Origin of the sequence: Flavobacterium sp. BFFFF1, assembly GCF_002256285.1 — a bacterium.
Taxonomy (GTDB): Bacteria; Bacteroidota; Bacteroidia; order Flavobacteriales; family Flavobacteriaceae; genus Flavobacterium.
This window is the reverse complement of record NZ_NKJE01000010.1, coordinates 86,508-104,461: the sequence shown is the minus strand read 5'-3', so window position 1 is coordinate 104,461 and position 17,954 is coordinate 86,508. Positions and strand designations below refer to the sequence as shown.

General features: G+C 45.1%; 9 protein-coding genes. 4 read left to right on the top strand and 5 right to left on the bottom strand.

Features of this window, described 5'->3' with window-relative positions; genetic code table 11:
- Window positions 1–107: 107 nt before the first annotated feature.
- From CFE23_RS08245 to CFE23_RS08225, 5 genes are all read right to left on the bottom strand, one after another.
- The gene (locus CFE23_RS08245) at window positions 108–1,082 is read right to left on the bottom strand and encodes a DUF1573 domain-containing protein (RefSeq protein ID WP_291086641.1); all 975 of its coding nucleotides are present in this window, start codon (window positions 1,080–1,082) and stop codon (window positions 108–110) included.
- A gap of 20 nt (window positions 1,083–1,102) precedes the next feature.
- Window positions 1,103–2,443 carry a hypothetical protein gene (locus CFE23_RS08240; RefSeq protein WP_291086640.1) on the bottom strand — a complete coding sequence of 447 codons (1,341 nt, stop codon included), beginning with the start codon at window positions 2,441–2,443 and terminating at the stop codon, window positions 1,103–1,105.
- A 493-nt stretch (window positions 2,444–2,936) separates the two neighbouring features.
- Entirely contained in the window at window positions 2,937–4,259 is a 1,323-nt protein-coding gene (locus CFE23_RS08235) for a TIGR00341 family protein (RefSeq protein ID WP_291086638.1), read from the bottom strand.
- Complete coding sequence (gene nhaA / locus CFE23_RS08230; RefSeq protein ID WP_291086636.1) at window positions 4,252–5,406, bottom strand: Na+/H+ antiporter NhaA; 1,155 nt, start codon at window positions 5,404–5,406, stop codon at window positions 4,252–4,254. Before nhaA ends, CFE23_RS08235 begins: the two co-directional genes overlap by 8 nt.
- Before the next feature lie 272 nt (window positions 5,407–5,678).
- The gene (locus CFE23_RS08225) at window positions 5,679–6,191 is read right to left on the bottom strand and encodes a phosphoribosylaminoimidazolesuccinocarboxamide synthase (RefSeq protein WP_291086634.1); all 513 of its coding nucleotides are present in this window, start codon (window positions 6,189–6,191) and stop codon (window positions 5,679–5,681) included.
- A 212-nt stretch (window positions 6,192–6,403) separates the two neighbouring features.
- On the opposite strand from CFE23_RS08225, the gene CFE23_RS08220 reads away from it, so the two are divergent.
- From CFE23_RS08220 to CFE23_RS08205, 4 genes are all read left to right on the top strand, one after another.
- The gene (locus CFE23_RS08220) at window positions 6,404–9,337 is read left to right on the top strand and encodes a TonB-dependent receptor (RefSeq protein WP_291086632.1); all 2,934 of its coding nucleotides are present in this window, start codon (window positions 6,404–6,406) and stop codon (window positions 9,335–9,337) included.
- A gap of 146 nt (window positions 9,338–9,483) precedes the next feature.
- Complete coding sequence (locus CFE23_RS08215) at window positions 9,484–12,882, top strand: T9SS type A sorting domain-containing protein (protein WP_291086630.1); 3,399 nt, start codon at window positions 9,484–9,486, stop codon at window positions 12,880–12,882.
- 168 nt (window positions 12,883–13,050) lie between these two features.
- The gene (locus CFE23_RS08210; RefSeq protein WP_291086628.1) at window positions 13,051–13,494 is read left to right on the top strand and encodes a DUF6660 family protein; all 444 of its coding nucleotides are present in this window, start codon (window positions 13,051–13,053) and stop codon (window positions 13,492–13,494) included.
- Between the two features lie 92 nt (window positions 13,495–13,586).
- A complete protein-coding gene (locus CFE23_RS08205; protein WP_291086626.1) occupies window positions 13,587–17,951 on the top strand; it encodes a CusA/CzcA family heavy metal efflux RND transporter in 4,365 nt (1,454 codons plus the stop codon).
- Window positions 17,952–17,954: the final 3 nt, after the last annotated feature.

The window sequence follows — 17,954 nt, the reverse complement described above, 5'->3', positions numbered from 1 at the left end:
AGTAATGCGCCTGCTTTCCGCTATCGTGGGTTGGTTATAGTTGAAGTGGGAACTGCAAAGCGGCTTCAGCGTGCCTCCTCACATTCACCGTAGGAAAAATGTTTGACTTATTTCAAAAAATCATCCAAACCAATAGCATCTTTCCTGACGTGTTCCTGCCAGGCTTTGCCATATTTTTTTGACAGGTATTTAAAGACCAGCCTATTGTATCGGCGTAAGTATTGTGGCTTATGGTCTGCATAGGGATTGTAGACAATTTTATAGGTTTGCTGAAAGGAAACGTCTACATCACTCAACGCTGGCGTCGCCGAAATGTATAATACGTAGACATTGGTTGTACTACTTCGCTTAAATTGATACCTTGGATTGTTGGCGTTGTTTAAGTCTTTCACACTGACTTTTGTATGTCTCAGCGCCACATCCGATTTCATTTTTTCACGCGCTCTGAATCCTAACCCACTGTCCTGCAATGCGGCATTGACCTCCACTTGATCGGCTTTTACGATTTTGCCTTTCATGCCTTCCAACCGGAACATCAGGGACTCGTCAGGTGCAGCCATGATGGTGTAATTGCCATCTGGATCCGTTTCTGCATACCGGGTCCGGTCGGTTAAAACAGAAACCCATACGTTCATCATCGGCAGTCCCGTTAGGCTATCAGTAACCACGCCGGAGACACGCCTTTTCTCTACATCATAAACCGTAACTTTTATCGAAAGCACAATGATCTTATCATCGATATTCGTCCCCACCATGACGGTCTGTCGGGTAGTACCCGCGAAATCTGTCGGCATTTTAAACAGCAGCACCCCTTCCCCATTTGGTGGGATGGGATCGAGCGGCCTGCTTATCGACGGTGCTCCCTGCCCCCGTGCGCTGGTGATGATCAATGGCTGGTCGCCGGTGTTCCTGAACGGGATATTTAGAGATGCCGGTGCGCCTTTCTTAACGGGTGCCATGGTATACTCGAGGGTGTCGAATGCGATTCTGGGCTGTGCTGATGCGCTGCCGATCAGGAGCAGGCTGAAAATAAGGATTTTGAGGATCCTGCGGATGCTTGTATTTGGGGTGGCACTTATCATTTGTGTAAATTAGTAATCATTCAAAGATTGGAATTGTGAGACATCTTGTAAAATTCATTGTCCTGCCAATTTCTGTATTTAAAAAATACTTCCTTCGGAATTTCGTACTTTTCCAAAGTATCGTCGTCTACAGCCAGGTATTTTATGACGTCCTGATTCCAGTAATAGGTTACCACCCAATATTTTCTTCCCTTAGCAATAACGGGATTGATGATGATGTACCGGGATTTGGAACCCTGGATAGCGACGGGCGGTTTTGGAAAGATCTCTTTCGCAATGTAGACGATGGCTTTAGTATCCTGTTTAAAATCATTGCAGCTGTGATCGACGGGATTTCCTTTCGCCGTACGGTCAATGGAAATAAAATCCAGGTAGTTTACCTCCAATGAGTCACTGATCACCGTGGAGCCCTGTAGCGTAAACTGCTTTAATTTCCCGTCCGGAAAATACTCTACATTCCCTTCGCAATCGATACGGTATTTGTCCTCGGTACCGGGAATCAAATCCCGGCCCCGAACATTCATGTTAACCCGGTAGGCCGTCTCCGATTTCGATGAAAAATAATAATACATCGTAGTATCCCCAATGCTTCTTTCGATCATGCGATCACCAGATCCTCCCCCATTTTCGGTGAATTCAGAACCCTCCTCATACTTTAAGTCCTTAAGCCTGGGCACATTTTTAAACCGTTTGTTCAGCTCCATATGCTTTAGCCAATCCAGGTCAAACGTTTCCCAGGGGTTGTCATCGGCTACAAAATCCGATTCTTTAATCGCCGGTGCCTTTTTCAAATATTGTGAAAACTGCGTGATGGCCTTTTTATTCGCATCGCTGCTGCCTTTGACGTAAGCATTGATCCGCTCCATGAATGTCCCGATTTTTAAATTCATATCATAGCCTCTCCGGTAAAGGATCAATCCTTGCACTGTCATGGCGGCAATTGTTTTCATATCTTCCTTATCAAGGTATCCCGGAGTAGCAAAAGCTGCGGCCACTGCGACGGCATGGTTTTCAATATACCGCGCCAGCCTGTAATACTGTTCCGTTCCGAAATAGTCTTTGCGTGTGGACGGCGCGCTTTTACAGATGTTGAGGAACGCCCGGAGGTTAAACTGTACACGCTCGACAGTTAAAGGCTCCAGGGTCACAGCAACCAGGGATTTCGCTTCGCGATACAATGGCTGAACATCATAGAAATCGTCGGCGGTCAGCTGATTCAGGTAGGCTTTTTTTGCCAGTGCGCTTATGGAGGAATCTGTAAGGAATGGGCTGGTATGAAGCGTTGTGTCTCCACTATTTCCATTTTGACATATGGCAAGCTGCGCAATAAGAACCGAAAAAAGTAATAGACATATCCTCATTGAAAAAATGTTTTGATTATGAACTTTGAGAGTGAGGGACGAACTTTAAACATATGATGCATTTATCGGCGTGATGGTTGTACATTCTTTAAAAAAAATGATGTTGTCCTAAAATAATGTGCAAAATAAATTTAAGAAAAAGTCTGGTTTTCCCGTAAGATTACATTCCGGAAAATTTGTATTTTTACCTTATGGGAAGGGGATAATGGAAGTATTCCCTACAAAATTCCCGAACCATTTCGATACGGAAATTCCATATATTTTGTTAATATTTTCATTGGTAATTACATCATATTACACTCCAATTTAGGACAATGCTTAAAAAAAAGGCGAAATCTTAAGGACTTCCATTTAAGACCTGCAATATATTCAGAAGCGGTGTGGCATATTACACAATCCCTTTATTCACACAACGGATAAAAATTGTAGGCCATACTACTGCCAAATACGCAATTGCCTTTGATTTGCAGGACCCGATGGTCATCATTGCACACTACTTCCTTCCCGTTTCTCTTGCTGGCAACGTTTCCCCGTAAATCTCAAAATCCTTTACCTGAAATTTTTGCTTTAACCAGGCAGTCAGCCTTTCTTTTTCGGCCTTATCAAGGTCTCTTCCTGTTTTATACAACATCACATAAACCGTTTTTGTGCTGTCGGTGCCTTCATTGAACAGGTGTTTCGCTATGGAAATATTTGTAATGCCGGGAAACAGGATTGTTACTTCAGGTAATACTTTGGAATTGTCGACCCCTGACAACGCCAATTGCTTCTGAAGATTGGCAATGGCTACGTCCTTCTGATTGAGCGTTTTTCGCTCTGCTCCGATTTCATTGAGGATATCCCTTTTTAAATCGGTGGTATCCTGCCGGATTCGCAGCACTGAATTTTCGATGCCATACGCCCGCATCCGGCTGGTGAGCTGTGCCACTTCGTCCTCACTGAATTTATGCGAAAGGAAGGCCAGTTCTATGGTATGTGGATTGGCGAGGTAGCGTGTTTTCCTATACAACACCGTATAACCCCTGGCATCAAATTCTTTTTCGATGAACTGGTCCACCTTTTGGTTGTATTTCTTTTCTTCATACAGGCGGAATGCAAACCAAATGCTGGGCAGCAGCATCACGGCAATCAGGAAGGTCATCACATATTTCACCTGACGCTGCCGGCGGGCGTCGAGCTGCTCCACTGGCGGGTACTTCAGATACTTGACTATCAGGAAGGTTGCGATGCAGATGAATACGCAATTGATCGAATAAAGGTATAAGGCTCCGAAAAAGAACTTAAAATTACCAATTGCCAAACCATATCCGGCGGTACAAAGCGGGGGCATTAACGCAGTGGCGATGGCTACCCCGGGTATAGGGTTTCCCTTTTCGACCCTGGTGATGGCGATGACACCGACCAACCCGCCGAAGAAGGCGATGAGGATGTCGTAAATATTCGGCGCGGTCCTTGCAAGCAATTCAGTTTGTGTTTCCTTAAACGGACTCAGGTAAAAGTAAATCGTTGAAACGGTCAGGCTCACCACGGTGGCGATCAGGAGATTTTTTAATGACTTGCGCAGCAGCGAAAAATCGTACATCCCCAGTCCGAAGCCTGCCCCGACGATGGGACCCATTAATGGGGAAATCAGCATCGCGCCGATAATCACTGCCGTGGAATTGACATTGAGGCCAATGGAAGCGACAACGATGGCGCAGGCCAACACCCAGAGGTTGGAGCCACGGAAGGAAATATTGGACACTACATTTTCCACGACCTTTTGACGGTCCTCTTCGCCGCGGTTTAGGTTTATAAATTGGAGTATTTTATTCATCTGTTTCTGCTATCTCTTTGTTAAGTATGAACTTCAGGGATACAAATCCCAGCAGCCCCGCCACAAGCGAGGAAAGCATGATAATACACTTTGCATTGCTGATGATGGCCTGATCGTCGAATGCCAGCAGCGTAATGAATATCGACATCGTAAATCCAATACCGCCTAAAAAACCGACGCCCAAAATAGATTTCCAATTCAAATCGTCCGGCAACTTGCATAAACCACAGGTTGCGGCAATATATGTGAGGATGAAAATACCCAAGGGCTTGCCGACAATAAGCCCTAACGCGATCCCAATGCTGTAATGGGCGGTCAGCACAGCACCAAAATCCGAACTCAGTACAATGGCTGTATTGGCCAGTGCAAACAGCGGAAGAATGATAAATGAAACAGGCTTATGAAGAAAATGCTGCAGGATGTATGAAGTTGACTTTTCGTCTCCGTTTCCGAATGGAATGGCGAACGCCAGCAACACGCCCGTGATGGTGGCATGCACTCCCGAATGCAGCATGAAAAACCACATGGCAACGCCGCCGATCAGGTACGGAATCAGGTTCCTGACTTTCAGCCTGTTCAACACCAGCAGGATGCCGAATATGCCTAACGAAATAAAAAGGTCTGTAAAGGCAATGGTCTTCGTATAGAAAAATGCGATGACGAGTATGGCCCCCAAGTCATCAATGACTGCGAGCGCCGTAAGGAAAATCTTTAACGATGTGGGAACGCGGTTCCCCAGCAAAGCCAGGATGGCCAAGGCGAACGCGATGTCTGTAGCCATTGGGATTCCTGCGCCGGATTGTGTGGCTGTCCCAAAATTGAACAGCAAGAATATTCCCGCTGGGACAAGCATGCCACCGGCCGCCCCGAAAATGGGCAGCATGGCATCTTTGATGTTTGAGAGTTCACCAAGGTAAATTTCGCGTTCCAGTTCGAGCCCAATCAACAGGAAGAAGATGGTCATCAGGCCATCATTAATCCAATACTCTATGGTCTGGTTCCCGAGTGCACTATGCCAGAAATGCTGGTATCCATCGGCTATTCCGCTGTTTGACAGCCCGAGCGATACGATTGTACAAAAAATCAGGACAAGTCCCGCGGTCTTTTCGTTTCTGAAAAAATCCTGAAAAAGGCGTGTAAGTTTCATTGGTTTGCCGCGTTTTTGTTTTATACTGTATTTTGGTGTCCCTTGAGTTACCATCGTTACGGACAGCATCGGCCAAATATGGTCGGCTATCCCTATTACAAAGAAAACAAAAAAGAAATGAACTGCTTTTATAAAAGCGGGAACTACTCTTGCAAAATTCACCCATTCGCTTATAAGATGGAAGCTTTACTTTCTTTTCCTCATTTTTCAACTGCACCTGTCCAAACCAGGCCACAAAAAAGCTATTGTATTTTACATGGAAATCCCCATGTTCAGGAACGGGATGTGTTCCTAATGGGCTTAATCAAATCGGCGTGTTCCATTATAAATAAAGCTTTTTCCGTTTCGTTTTTTCCATCATTCATTGAACCGGGCAGCATAATTAACCTATTTTTCAACTTTCCATTTTCATCTTCAAATCCAATTTCAAAATAGGCCCGGGTTCGTCCGGGTTTTGCCGAATGAAACGTCACACCTTTTATTTTATCACGCATAATAATAGGAGTTGCTGAATTATTGACGCTTTTGGTTATTCCATACACGATGTAGGATACGATAAAAAGGTACAACAGTGCAAATCCATTTTCTCCGCTTTTAAAACTGGTAAATGCGAAGTACAATGAAGACAAAGCGATCACGCCGTAGATGATCAGCATCCTAGATATTCCGTTCCCAACGACGATTTTGGAGACTTCACCCACCGTTCCGCTGCGGGTTAATATAATTTTGTCAGGCAAAATATGACAATATCCGGTTTTCGTTTTGAATTTGCTCTCGTTATGCATCGGATTGGGATTTCATTAAGGTTAATGCCCAAATATAAAGCTGTTGGCCAAAATATCGGTCGCCGTAAAGATACATAACAGTCTCGTTACATTTTCTTGACAATGAAGCCTTGATAATCAATATTCTCATCAATTTCTTTAACATTTCGTAAATTGATTTTAACATATATATAACAAAGTGACGGTAGTTTAGCAAAATTAAACTTACAAACATGAAATTTTGCTACGCGCTGCTGTTATTGCTATGTTCTCAGGTTATTTTCAGTCAATCCGCATCCCTATCGGGGACCGTTGTTGAAGAGGCAAACGGGCAGCCGCTCCCCGGTGTGACCGTTTCGATTAAAACGCTTAATAAGGAAACCATTTCTGATTTGAATGGTAAATTCCAATTCCGTAACGTTCCGTTTGGCAGTTACGAGGTGACCTTCCGTTACATTTCTTTTCAGACAAAAGTGATCCAGGATGTTACCATCACCAATGCAGAGGGCGTCGTTTTAGACGTCATGATGTCGGAAAATTCCAAATCACTCGATGAAATCGTGATTACGGCACCAAAACTGAAAACGGAATCGGTGAAGCTGTTGCTGCTGACCCAGAAAAACAGCGCCAGCGTATCCGATGGAATATCTGCTGAAACCATCAAAAAGACGCCGGATAAGAATGTTTCGGATGTTTTGAAACGGATCTCCGGAGCGAGCATCCAGGAAAATAAGTTTGTCATCATCCGCGGATTGAATGACCGCTACAATACTTCTTACCTAAACGGCGCGCCGCTGCCCAGTTCTGAACCAGACCGTAAGGCATTCTCATTCAATATTTTCCCAGCCAATATGATCGACAACCTGATCATCAACAAAACGGCAACACCGGACATGCCTGGCGAATTTGCCGGCGGAATCATTCAGATCAATACCAAAGGCATTCCGGAAAAAGACTTCCAGACGCTTTCCATCGGGAGCGGTTACAACACCTTTACGACGGGTAAAAAACAATTGTACTATAAAGGAGGCAATACAGACTGGATTGGCCTTGATGATGGTACAAGGGATTTGCCTTCCGGGTTTCCGGGCTATACCGCGTTTCAAAACCTCGACTATCTTGACCGCGCTGAACTGGCAAAATCATATAAAACAGATTGGAGTATTCGAAGCAAAAACTTTGCACCAAATCTTGCTTTTCAGTATTCAGCCGGATACCACCTGCAATTTGGGGGCAAAGAAATGGGTATCCTTACCGCAGTGACGTACAACAGGACCAACAACTATACGGAATCCATCAGCCGTGACTTTGAGGAACAGGGAGCAGGCCTGCGTCCGGTGATTTACAAAGATTACTTTGATAAAAACTATAATGTCCAGACACTTGCGGGAGGCATGGCCAATTTTTCGCTTAAATTCAACAACAACAATACGATTGCCTTTAAAAACCTATATTCGATTAATTCGGATGATCTGGTCGTTGAGCGTACTGGCATCCCTTTTGAAGCTACAGCGGTGAATCCGATACTGATCTATTCTACTGTCCGTTGGTTTACAAGCAATACCATTTATTCAGGGCAACTGGTGGGAGAACATTACCTGCCCAGGGATAAATTCAGGATTAACTGGGTGGTTTCGTATAACGATATCCAGCGGTCGATTCCAAACCTTCGAAGAAATATTTACACCCGCTTCAAGGATTATCAAGACCCTTCCAACCCAAATCCACTTGATATTACCAATACAGCCAATATTGCCAATGGAAATATTGGGCCTGATTACGGCGGCGGAATCTTCTTTTCTGAAAATACTGAGACCAGCTCCAGCGCAAAATTCGACCTGTCCCAGAAATTCAATTATGGCAGTGTATTGTGCGATTTTAAATTTGGGATTTTCCTACAGAACAGGAACAGGAATTTCTACGCAAGGCAATTGGGCTACAACCAGCTCGGCGGTGTAGGCGATTTGGTATTTGACCAAACTTTGCTCAACCTCGATGACGACCACATCTTCGACCAACAGAATATGGGGATCATTGCTCCCGGCGTCGGAGGGTTTACACTTTATGACGGAACAAAATACTTTGATGCTTATGATGCGTCCTCAAACCTGCGGGCAGCATTCATGATGATGGACAACACGTATAGGAAATTCCGTTTTGTGTATGGGATTCGAATTGAAAATTACCACCAGAAACTGAACACCAAACTTAGTGAAACAGAATTGCTCAAAATAGACGTGGAAAAAATGGATTTCCTGCCTTCAGCGAACATCATTTTTGCAGCGACTAAGGAACAAAACATCAGGCTGAGCTATTCAAAATCGCTAAATAGGCCGGAATTCAGGGAATTGGCACCATTTGCATTCTATGATTTTATGACACGGTTTGTTACTTCCGGAAATCCGAATCTTAAGCGGGCCATTATTGATAACGTGGACTTCCGTTATGAAATCTATCCCGGAAAAGGACAAATCCTGTCGCTATCAACCTTCTACAAAAAATTCAAGGATCCGATAGAAATAAAAGCAACTGTAAACAATAGGGAAATCACTTACGACAATGCCAACAGCGCTACGAATTATGGGTTCGAGCTGGAATTCAGGACATTACTGGGTTCGTTGATGCATAGCGAAAATAGTATCCTGAACAACCTGACCGCATTCTCTAACCTGGCGATCATCAAATCCAAAGTAGATGTGTCCAACCTAGCTGCCGTTTCAGACACGGAAAAAGAAAGACCGATGCAGGGCCAATCTCCTTATGTATTTAATGCCGGTTTACAATATATCACAACCGATAAAGACTGGTCTGTTTCCTTAAACGTGAACCGGGTGGGGAATCGGATCGCCATAGTCGGAAATACAGAAGTAGAGCCTACGCTTTGGGAGAAAAGCAGGACCTTCCTCGATTTCCAAATTTCCAAATCTTTCCTGAACAACAAGCTAGAGCTAAAACTAAACGGTCAGAACATCCTGGCCCAGGATTTGGTGTTTTACCACAACCGGGATTTGGGCGTATCGGAAGGCACCGGAGTAAAAGGCTTTTTTAATGCTGTTTTTACCGGTGACCGAGACAATAAAAATGGATACAACAGCAAAGAAGACGATTTAATCTGGTCTACGAAGTACGGCCGAACGTTCTCATTAACCGCAACCTACAACTTTTAACTTTACGTTGGCTGCCCATTATAAGTTTTTTATAATGAATAATTTAAATTGTTAACGTAAGGGTATTCTTAATATAAAAAAGTGTTAAGAATTAGTTAACATCACCGCGATACCTTTACCATTATAAACCAAAACTTTTATTTAAAATGAAAAAATTCTATTTATGGGCATTGCTCATTCTGGTGAGCAGTGTGTCAAAGGCACAGATCACGCCAACCAATTATCGCGGTGCGTTTGCGCCTGCACCAATTGCCATGTGGACCGATTCCTGGACCAATTATGATCCACAGAATACAGTGTATCCTACGACGGCAATTAATGTAAACACAAACATTACCACAAACACTACCTGGACCACAGGCAACACCTATAAGTTGCAGGGACAGATTTACGTTAAAAACAACGCAACACTGACGATCCAGCCTGGTGTTGTCGTATTGGGTGACCAGATTTCCAATGGGGCCGGTTTGTTTATTACAAAAGGAGCGAAACTAAACGCTGTGGGTACTGCAGCCAACCCAATTGTCTTTACCTCGGATAAACCAGCCGGACAAAGAAACAGAGGTGACTGGGGTGGTATTATCCTTCTGGGAAAAGCTTCCTTTAACATTAACGGAGGCGTAAACAACATCGAAGGTATTGCTCCAACTGCCGACACGCAATACGGCGGTGGTACAACGCCAAACGACAATGATTCTTCGGGTACGCTGAAATATGTTCGTATCGAGTACGCTGGCTATGTTTATGCGCCAAACAATGAGATCAATGGTCTTACTTTTGGTGCTGTTGGAAGAGGTACGGTTGTTGACTACGTACAGGTTTCGTTTTCCAATGATGACGCTTTCGAGTGGTTTGGTGGTTCAGTAGACTGTAAGCACCTTGTTTCTTACAGGAATCTTGACGATGACTTTGATACTGACAACGGTTACAACGGAAGGGTACAGTTTTGTCTTTCTGTAAGAGATCCTCAAATCGCAGATGCTCCATCTGTATCTACCTCTGAAGGATTTGAATCGGATAATAATGCTGCGGGTTCTGCAGTAAGTCCATATACCAGCGCCATCTTTTCGAATATGACCATGGTTGGGCCAACATTCCGTACCACATTGGCTAACGGTGGTTCATTGGCAGCAGGTTACAAACGTGCTGCCCGTATCAGAAGGAATTCACAGTTGAAAATATTCAACTCAATCTTTGTGGATTACCTTGAAGGATTGCATATTGACGGTATCGCCTGCGAAAACAATGTACTTGCCGGTACTTTGAAATTCAACAACAACATCCTTGCAGGAATTACCACTACTTCAAAAGTATTACAGGTAACTTCACCAGGAACCATTACTGCAGGAAACAATCCTTCTTTTAACATGACATCCTGGTATGCTGCAAGCAACAATACAACGGTAGCATCAAGTAACGGCTTACTAGCTGCTCCTTACAATACCTCAAATGCGTTAACGTATACGGGATTAGACTACAGACCCGCTTCGAATTCAATTGCTTTGTCAGGGGCGAACTTCACTGACAGTGCATTTGCCGGAATGCTGAGCGTAGGAGAGCCAATTGTAACTTCCTCTTTAAAATATTGCCAAAATCAGGTTGTGCCAGCATTGACCGCAACTTTAGTTAACGCTACCTCTTTAAAATGGTATACTGTACCTGCCCTTGGGTCGGCCAGTTTAACAGCACCAACACCATCAACTGCTATTGTTGGAACAAAATACTACTACGTTTCACAGGTAAGCAACGGTGTGGAAGGACCAAGAGCAGTAATTGAAGTTGTGGTGCTGCCACTCGCTACAAGACCTGCGATGATCACTGGACCTGATGCGGTTTGTAACTATGTTGGAACCACTACCCCGGTAACCTACTCTATTCCAGCTGTTGCTGATGCCGTTTCTTACCAATGGAGTGTTCCTACCGGAGTTACTTTAGTATCGACTGCAACAGATGGTTTAAGCATCATTGTACATTTCAATAACGTACCAGCAGGTGCAGGAAATGTTGGTAACATCAGCGTATCGGCTGTATCGGCTGCAGGTTGTAACAGTGCGTTGAGATCCATTGCACTAAGCAAAACACTGCCCTACAGACCAGGTTCGATTGCAGTAAAGAATGCTGCCGGTAGTTCGATCAATACAAGCCTTTTTGGTAACTATGTAGGAACTGCAATCCCGGTTACATTTAGCGTTGCCGCTGTACCATCAGCACAAACATACCAATGGGATATCCCTGCCGGAGCCCAGATTCTTTCAGGAGACGGAACCAACACCATCACGGTAAGTTTCCAAAACGCTTCAACTGAAGTTGGTGTGTTCGTCGTATCGGTTAAATCAGTGGCACAATGTGGTGTCTCTACACCTAGAAACGTAGGTTTAACAAAAGCGCTTCCATTGGCTCCTGCTGTAATTACCCCATCCCTTACTAACGTGTGTGCCGTAGTGGGTACAGGAACAGCTGTAACTTACAGTGTTGCTCCAAATCCTTTCTACAGCTTCATCTGGACGGTTCCTGCTGGTGCTTCGATAAGCGGTGCCTCAAACGGTTCGACAATCAGTGTGATCTACAGCAACGACTTTACTTCAACCGGCGTAGTTACAGTAAAAGCTGTAAACGGCGTTGGACCAAGCCTGCCAAAAACCATCACGGTAAGCAGAAACCTTCCTTCACTACCAGGTTTAATCTCTGGCCAGAATTATGCAGTTTGTTCAGGAACGCCTTACACGTACACATTCCCAGGGTCTGCTTATGCTTCGTATTGGATCATTACAGTTCCAACTGGTGCTGTCGTTAAAACCGCGAATCACCCATCCAATACTTCAAATGTATTGACTACAAACGAGACTTCATTCACTGTAGTTTACCCTGCAAATTATGTTTCCGGGTCAAGCATTTCGATCACTGCATACAACGGTTGTGGGTCTAACCCAATGCCAAGCACGATGAAAGTATACACTACTTTGGCTACGCCATTGAGTATTTCTGGTCCTGCTACCATCGAGTGTAGTATGATTGGCGTTCCTCAAACATACAGTACTCCAATTGATCCACAGGCTTCAGGTTACATTTGGACTGCCCCTGCAAATGCTACTATTGTTTCTGGTCAGGGTACCAATACAGTACAAGTTACTTTCTCAGAGGCATTGGTTTCAGGCACCATCCTTTCTGTGGCGAAAACAGGTACCGTTTGCGGTGCACCGACGCAAACTTCATCTAAGAAACTGACGCTGACAAAACCTTCATGTGGTCCTGCTCCACGTCCTGAAAACACAGTACAATCAAAAGAAGCCACTTATTCAGAATTGTATCCAAACCCAACCAATGGTAATTTCAATGTTGATGTCGTACTCGATAAAGCATCGAAAGTAAAACTGGTGGTGTATTCTTACAGTGGAAATGTCGTAAGCGAAAAAACGTATGACATTGCTGCAGGTAAAACTTCATTGAATACGGACATTTCTACACTTCCAGGTGGACTTTATTTCGTGAAGCTGATTGACTCAGCAACGGATTACGTTGTTACTAAAAAAGTATTGAAAAGGTAATACTTGTTTGTTTGTTATTTAACTATATTACCCAAGCTGCCCGAAAGGGCAGCTTTTTTTTGCTTTATTCCTTATCAAACAACCACAACACATTTTCCTGTGTCAACATGATCGGCCTATATTTGCTCGAAACGTGATTCTTTTAATCCCAGCCATCGGTTAATTGCAATGGAATCAAGTGGTGGAACGATTCTTAGTGTCTTCATCGCCTCTTATTCCATAAACTTCTATATCAAATTTCCACAAAGCAGGCATTGTATAAAAACATTTGTTATTTTTACCACCGTGAAAACGTTGAGCCTCATATTGTCCTGCCTTTTTGCCGTGCTGTCCTGCATACCCTGTGCAGATGGCGGCGATGATGCCGGTTGCTCCGATTCAAAGGCAACGACAGAAAAGGGATCCGCCGATAACGACCACAAGGGAAGCGACCTTTGCTCCCCATTCTGCATTTGCAGTTGCTGTGCTGCACACGCGATCAATTTTTCGACAGCACTCACTTTTGAACCCGTCATGATCTCTGAACTGATCTCAAGACAGGAAATCATATACAAATCTCCCCTCGCCTCCAGCTTTACAGGAAGCATCTGGCAACCGCCTCAATTGGTATAATGGTGCCCGTTTGATTACGGGTTAAAACGGCGTGCACTGGCACGAACATCAGGATAAATCCTGTGATTTCCATTTCTTATACCATACTGAAAATGTTAAACAAAATCATTGCGTTCTCTGTGCAGAACAAACTGGTGGTTGGTCTTATGGTTTTTGCGCTGATCCTTTGGGGCGTATACTCCGTCAGGCAGCTGCCCATCGATGCCGTTCCTGACATCACCAACAACCAGGTCCAGATTATAACAACTTCCCCAAGCAACGGCGCGGAGGATATCGAGCGTTTTGTAACGTTCCCCGTAGAACAGACCATGGCCACCATTACCGATATTGAAGAAGTGCGCTCGTTTAGCCGCTTCGGATTGTCGGTTGTAACCGTAGTTTTTAAAGAAGATGTTGATGTGTACTGGGCACGTCAGCAGGTCAGCGAAAGACTTGCTGCCGCCACTGAGCAGATTCCTCCCGGAATGGGCCGTCCTGAAATGGCTCCGGTTTCGACGGGATTGGGCGAAATCTACCAATATATTATCCATACCAAAAAAGGATATGAAAAGAAATATGACGCGACTGAACTGCGCACCATACAGGACTGGATTGTCCGCAGGCAGCTGCTTGGCGTTCCCGGTATCGCCGACGTCAGCAGTTTTGGTGGCTTCCTGAAACAATATGAAATCGCGCTAAACCCTGACAAATTGCGCAGTATGAACATCAGTATTCACGACGTTTTTACGGCTTTGGAAAAAAACAACCAGAATACGGGTGGCGCCTATATCGATAAAAAACCCAATGCTTATTTCATCCGCAGCGAAGGCTTAATTAAAAACATTGACGACATCGAAAATATCGTTGTCAAAACCAATGCCAACAGCATTCCGGTACTGATCCGGAATGTTGCCGACGTCACCATCGGGGCGGCAACAAGATACGGCGCGATGACCCGCAACAGTGAAGGTGAAGTGGTCGGTGGTATTGTACTGATGCTTAAAGGTGCCAATGCTTCAAAAGTCATTAACAATGTCAAAACACGGATGGCACAGATTGAAAAAACACTGCCAGCAGGTGTTACCATCGAGCCCTTTCTCGACCGTACGAAACTGGTGGACAACGCGATCGGTACCGTCACAAAAAATCTGGCCGAGGGCGCACTGATCGTGATCTTTGTATTGGTATTGCTGCTCGGTAACCTCAGGGCGGGATTGATCGTGGCATCCGTAATTCCGCTATCGATGCTGTTTGCGATTTGCCTGATGAACCTTTTTGGTGTAGACGGCAACCTGATGAGCCTCGGTGCGATAGACTTTGGACTGATTGTCGATGGCGCCGTGATCATCATTGAAGCCACGATGCACTATTTGTATGTGAAGCACAAGGGATCGCAGATTACACAAGACGAAATGGACTCCGGAGTCATCAGCAATGCCAGAAAAATGATGCGCTCTGCCGCTTTCGGGCAAATCGTCATCCTGATCGTCTATCTACCGATCCTTGCTTTGGTGGGCGTTGAGGGCAAAATGTTCCGGCCGATGGCACAAACAGTGTCTTTTGCGATCGTCGGTGCGTTTATTCTGTCGCTTACGTATGTACCGGTCATGAGCGCGTTGTTTCTAAATAAGAAAATTTCGGATAAGCCGAATATCTCTGACAAGATCATTAATCGCGTGCAGCGCTGGTATACGCCAATATTGCAATTTGCCTTAAGGGCGAAAGTAATGGTGGTAGGCATCGCCGCAGGTTTTTTGGTGTTGAGTTTTGTCGTATTCAGTTTTCTTGGTGCCGAATTTATCCCAACACTTGATGAAGGGGACTTTGCAGTGGAAATGCGCGTATTGACCGGAAGCAGTCTGTCACAAACGGTCGAAGCCGCACAGAAATCGGCTAAGGTTATTAAAGACAATTTCCCTGAAGTGAAGGAAGTGATTGGTAAAATCGGCTCTTCAGAAATCCCCACCGATCCCATGCCGGTTGAAGCCTGTGACCTGATGATTATCCTCAAAGATAAAAGCGAATGGACCAGTGCCGATAATTCGGAAGACCTCGCTGAAAAAATGCAGGCCACGCTGGAACAGCACATTGCCGGAACAACCTTTGGATTCCAGCAACCGATACAGATGCGTTTTAACGAATTGATCTCGGGTGTGAAACAGGATGTTGCGATAAAAATATATGGCGAAGACCTCAACAAACTCACAAAATATGCGAAACAGATAGGCAGTATCGCCAGAAAGATCGAAGGCGCTGAGGATATTTATATAGAGGAGGTTTCAGGCCTGCCGCAGGTGGTGATTGCTTTTCACCGCGACAAGATCGCCCAGTTTGGCTTAAATATTGAAGATGTCAACTCGGCTATACGCGCGGGATTTGCAGGCGAATCCGCCGGACTGGTCTTTGAGGGGGAAAAGCGGTTTGACCTGGTCGTTCGACTGGCGCACGACAACCGCCAGACGCTCGACGATGTGAAAAACCTTTTTGTTACTGCACCGAATGGCAATCAGGTTCCTCTAGAGCAGGTTGCCGATATTGATTATAAAGAAGGGCCAAACCAGATCCAGCGCGACGATGCCAAACGGCGTATTATTGTCGGCTTTAATGTACGGGGCCGTGACGTGGAGAGCATCGTTTCGGAGATACAGGAAAAAATAGCCGGACAGGTACAATTTGATTCCGGATATTACCCGACCTATGGTGGTACGTTTGAAAATTTGCAGGCCGCAAAAGACCGGCTTTCCATTGCCGTCCCGGTATCGCTGGCGTTAATATTCCTATTGCTGTTTTTAGCATTCCGGTCTGCGAAGCAGGCGTTGTTGATCTTTACAGCCATTCCATTGTCTGCGATTGGCGGAATTTTTGCGCTGTGGTTGCGTGGGATGCCGTTCAGCATTTCGGCTGGTGTGGGCTTTATCGCCTTGTTTGGCGTGGCGGTGTTGAATGGGATTGTATTGATCGCCGAATTCAATGCCTTGAAAAAAGAGGGCATGACAAATCTTCGTGACATCGTAATCCGCGGAACATCGGTACGCTTACGCCCTGTCATCATGACCGCGCTTGTTGCATCATTGGGTTTTCTTCCGATGGCCATTTCGCACGGCAGCGGTGGTGAAGTACAAAAACCGCTCGCTACGGTAGTGATCGGCGGGCTGTTTACGGCGACGCTGCTGACATTATTGATCCTGCCGATTTTATACATCTGGTTTGAAAATTTTAAACGAAAAACAATGAAAATACCTTCCGCAATAATCATTTTAATCCTGCTATTCAGCGCCAATATGTCCCAGGCACAGATGAAGCCAATTACCATGGCTGAAGCGATTGCGTTGGGACTGAAAAACAATAAGGACATAGCCGCTTCGCAGCTCGACGTGACCTATCAGGAACAGCTTAAAAAGGCAGCGATTGAAATTCCAAAAACGGAATTCTCAGGGCAGTTTGGGCAAATCAACAGTGCTGCTAAAAATGACAACTATTTCTCCGTTTCCCAGACTATCCCCTTCCCTACTGTCTTTTCTGCACATGCCGCTTTGGGCAATGCGATGGTCAAAAGCAGCACCCTTCGGGTAATAATTGCTCAAAACGAAGTCGCCTATCGGATCAAACAGGCCTACCTCAATCTGCAATATCTGTATGCAAGGCGCGCACTGCTCAAAAAACAGGACAGCATTTACAGCGGTTTCCTAAAATCAGCGGCATTGCGCTATAAAACGGGAGAAAGCACGCTGCTGGAACAAAGTACCGCTGAAACCCAGCTGAATGAAACGCGGAACATCCTGGGTCAGGATGAAGCCAATATCGAGATTTATCTTTCGCAATTGCAGGTGTTGCTGGGAAGCGATGAGAAGATCGACATTGCAGAAACTGGTTTCGATGCATATGAATTTGAGGCTTTCGGCGATCCGGCAGCCATCAGTAACAACCCTGCTTTGGCTTATTTCCAACAGCAGCTCGAAGTTGCCGATAAACAAAAACAACTGGAGCGGTCGAAAGCCCTTCCCGACCTGACCTTCGGGTATTTTAACCAATCCCTGATTGGAGCAACCATTGATGGATCCGGTTTAGCGATCGCCGATTCGGGCAACCGGTTCCAGGGATTCCAATTCGGCATTTCGGTACCAATATTCTTTGGCGCGTATAACGCCAGGGTAAAATCAGCTGCCATCAGCCGCGAGATTGCCGGCAAAAATCTCGAAAGCCAGCAAGTCAACCTGAAGGGCCAATATGAACAAGTGTTGCGCGAATTTGGGAAAAACCGGAAAAGCCTTGAATACTACAAATCATCAGGACTACCCAATGCGGACCTGTTGCTGTCAAAAAGCGAAAGTGCTTACCGCAACGGTGAGATCAGCTATTCGGAAAACCTGTTCAATTTACGCACGGCGAACAGCATCCGCGAAAATTACCTCAACGCGATATTGCAATACAACCTTAGCATCAGTCTGTTAGAATACCTTTCAGGAAAAAACAATTAAACA

Coding starts and splice junctions, on each gene's coding strand:
- CFE23_RS08245 (WP_291086641.1), bottom strand. CDS start 1,082: ATGATAAGTGCCACCCCAAATACAAGCATCCGCAGGATCCTCAAAATC.
- CFE23_RS08240 (WP_291086640.1), bottom strand. CDS start 2,443: ATGAGGATATGTCTATTACTTTTTTCGGTTCTTATTGCGCAGCTTGCC.
- CFE23_RS08235 (WP_291086638.1), bottom strand. CDS start 4,259: ATGAATAAAATACTCCAATTTATAAACCTAAACCGCGGCGAAGAGGAC.
- nhaA (WP_291086636.1), bottom strand. CDS start 5,406: ATGAAACTTACACGCCTTTTTCAGGATTTTTTCAGAAACGAAAAGACC.
- CFE23_RS08225 (WP_291086634.1), bottom strand. CDS start 6,191: ATGCATAACGAGAGCAAATTCAAAACGAAAACCGGATATTGTCATATT.
- CFE23_RS08220 (WP_291086632.1), top strand. CDS start 6,404: ATGAAATTTTGCTACGCGCTGCTGTTATTGCTATGTTCTCAGGTTATT.
- CFE23_RS08215 (WP_291086630.1), top strand. CDS start 9,484: ATGAAAAAATTCTATTTATGGGCATTGCTCATTCTGGTGAGCAGTGTG.
- CFE23_RS08210 (WP_291086628.1), top strand. CDS start 13,051: ATGGAATCAAGTGGTGGAACGATTCTTAGTGTCTTCATCGCCTCTTAT.
- CFE23_RS08205 (WP_291086626.1), top strand. CDS start 13,587: ATGTTAAACAAAATCATTGCGTTCTCTGTGCAGAACAAACTGGTGGTT.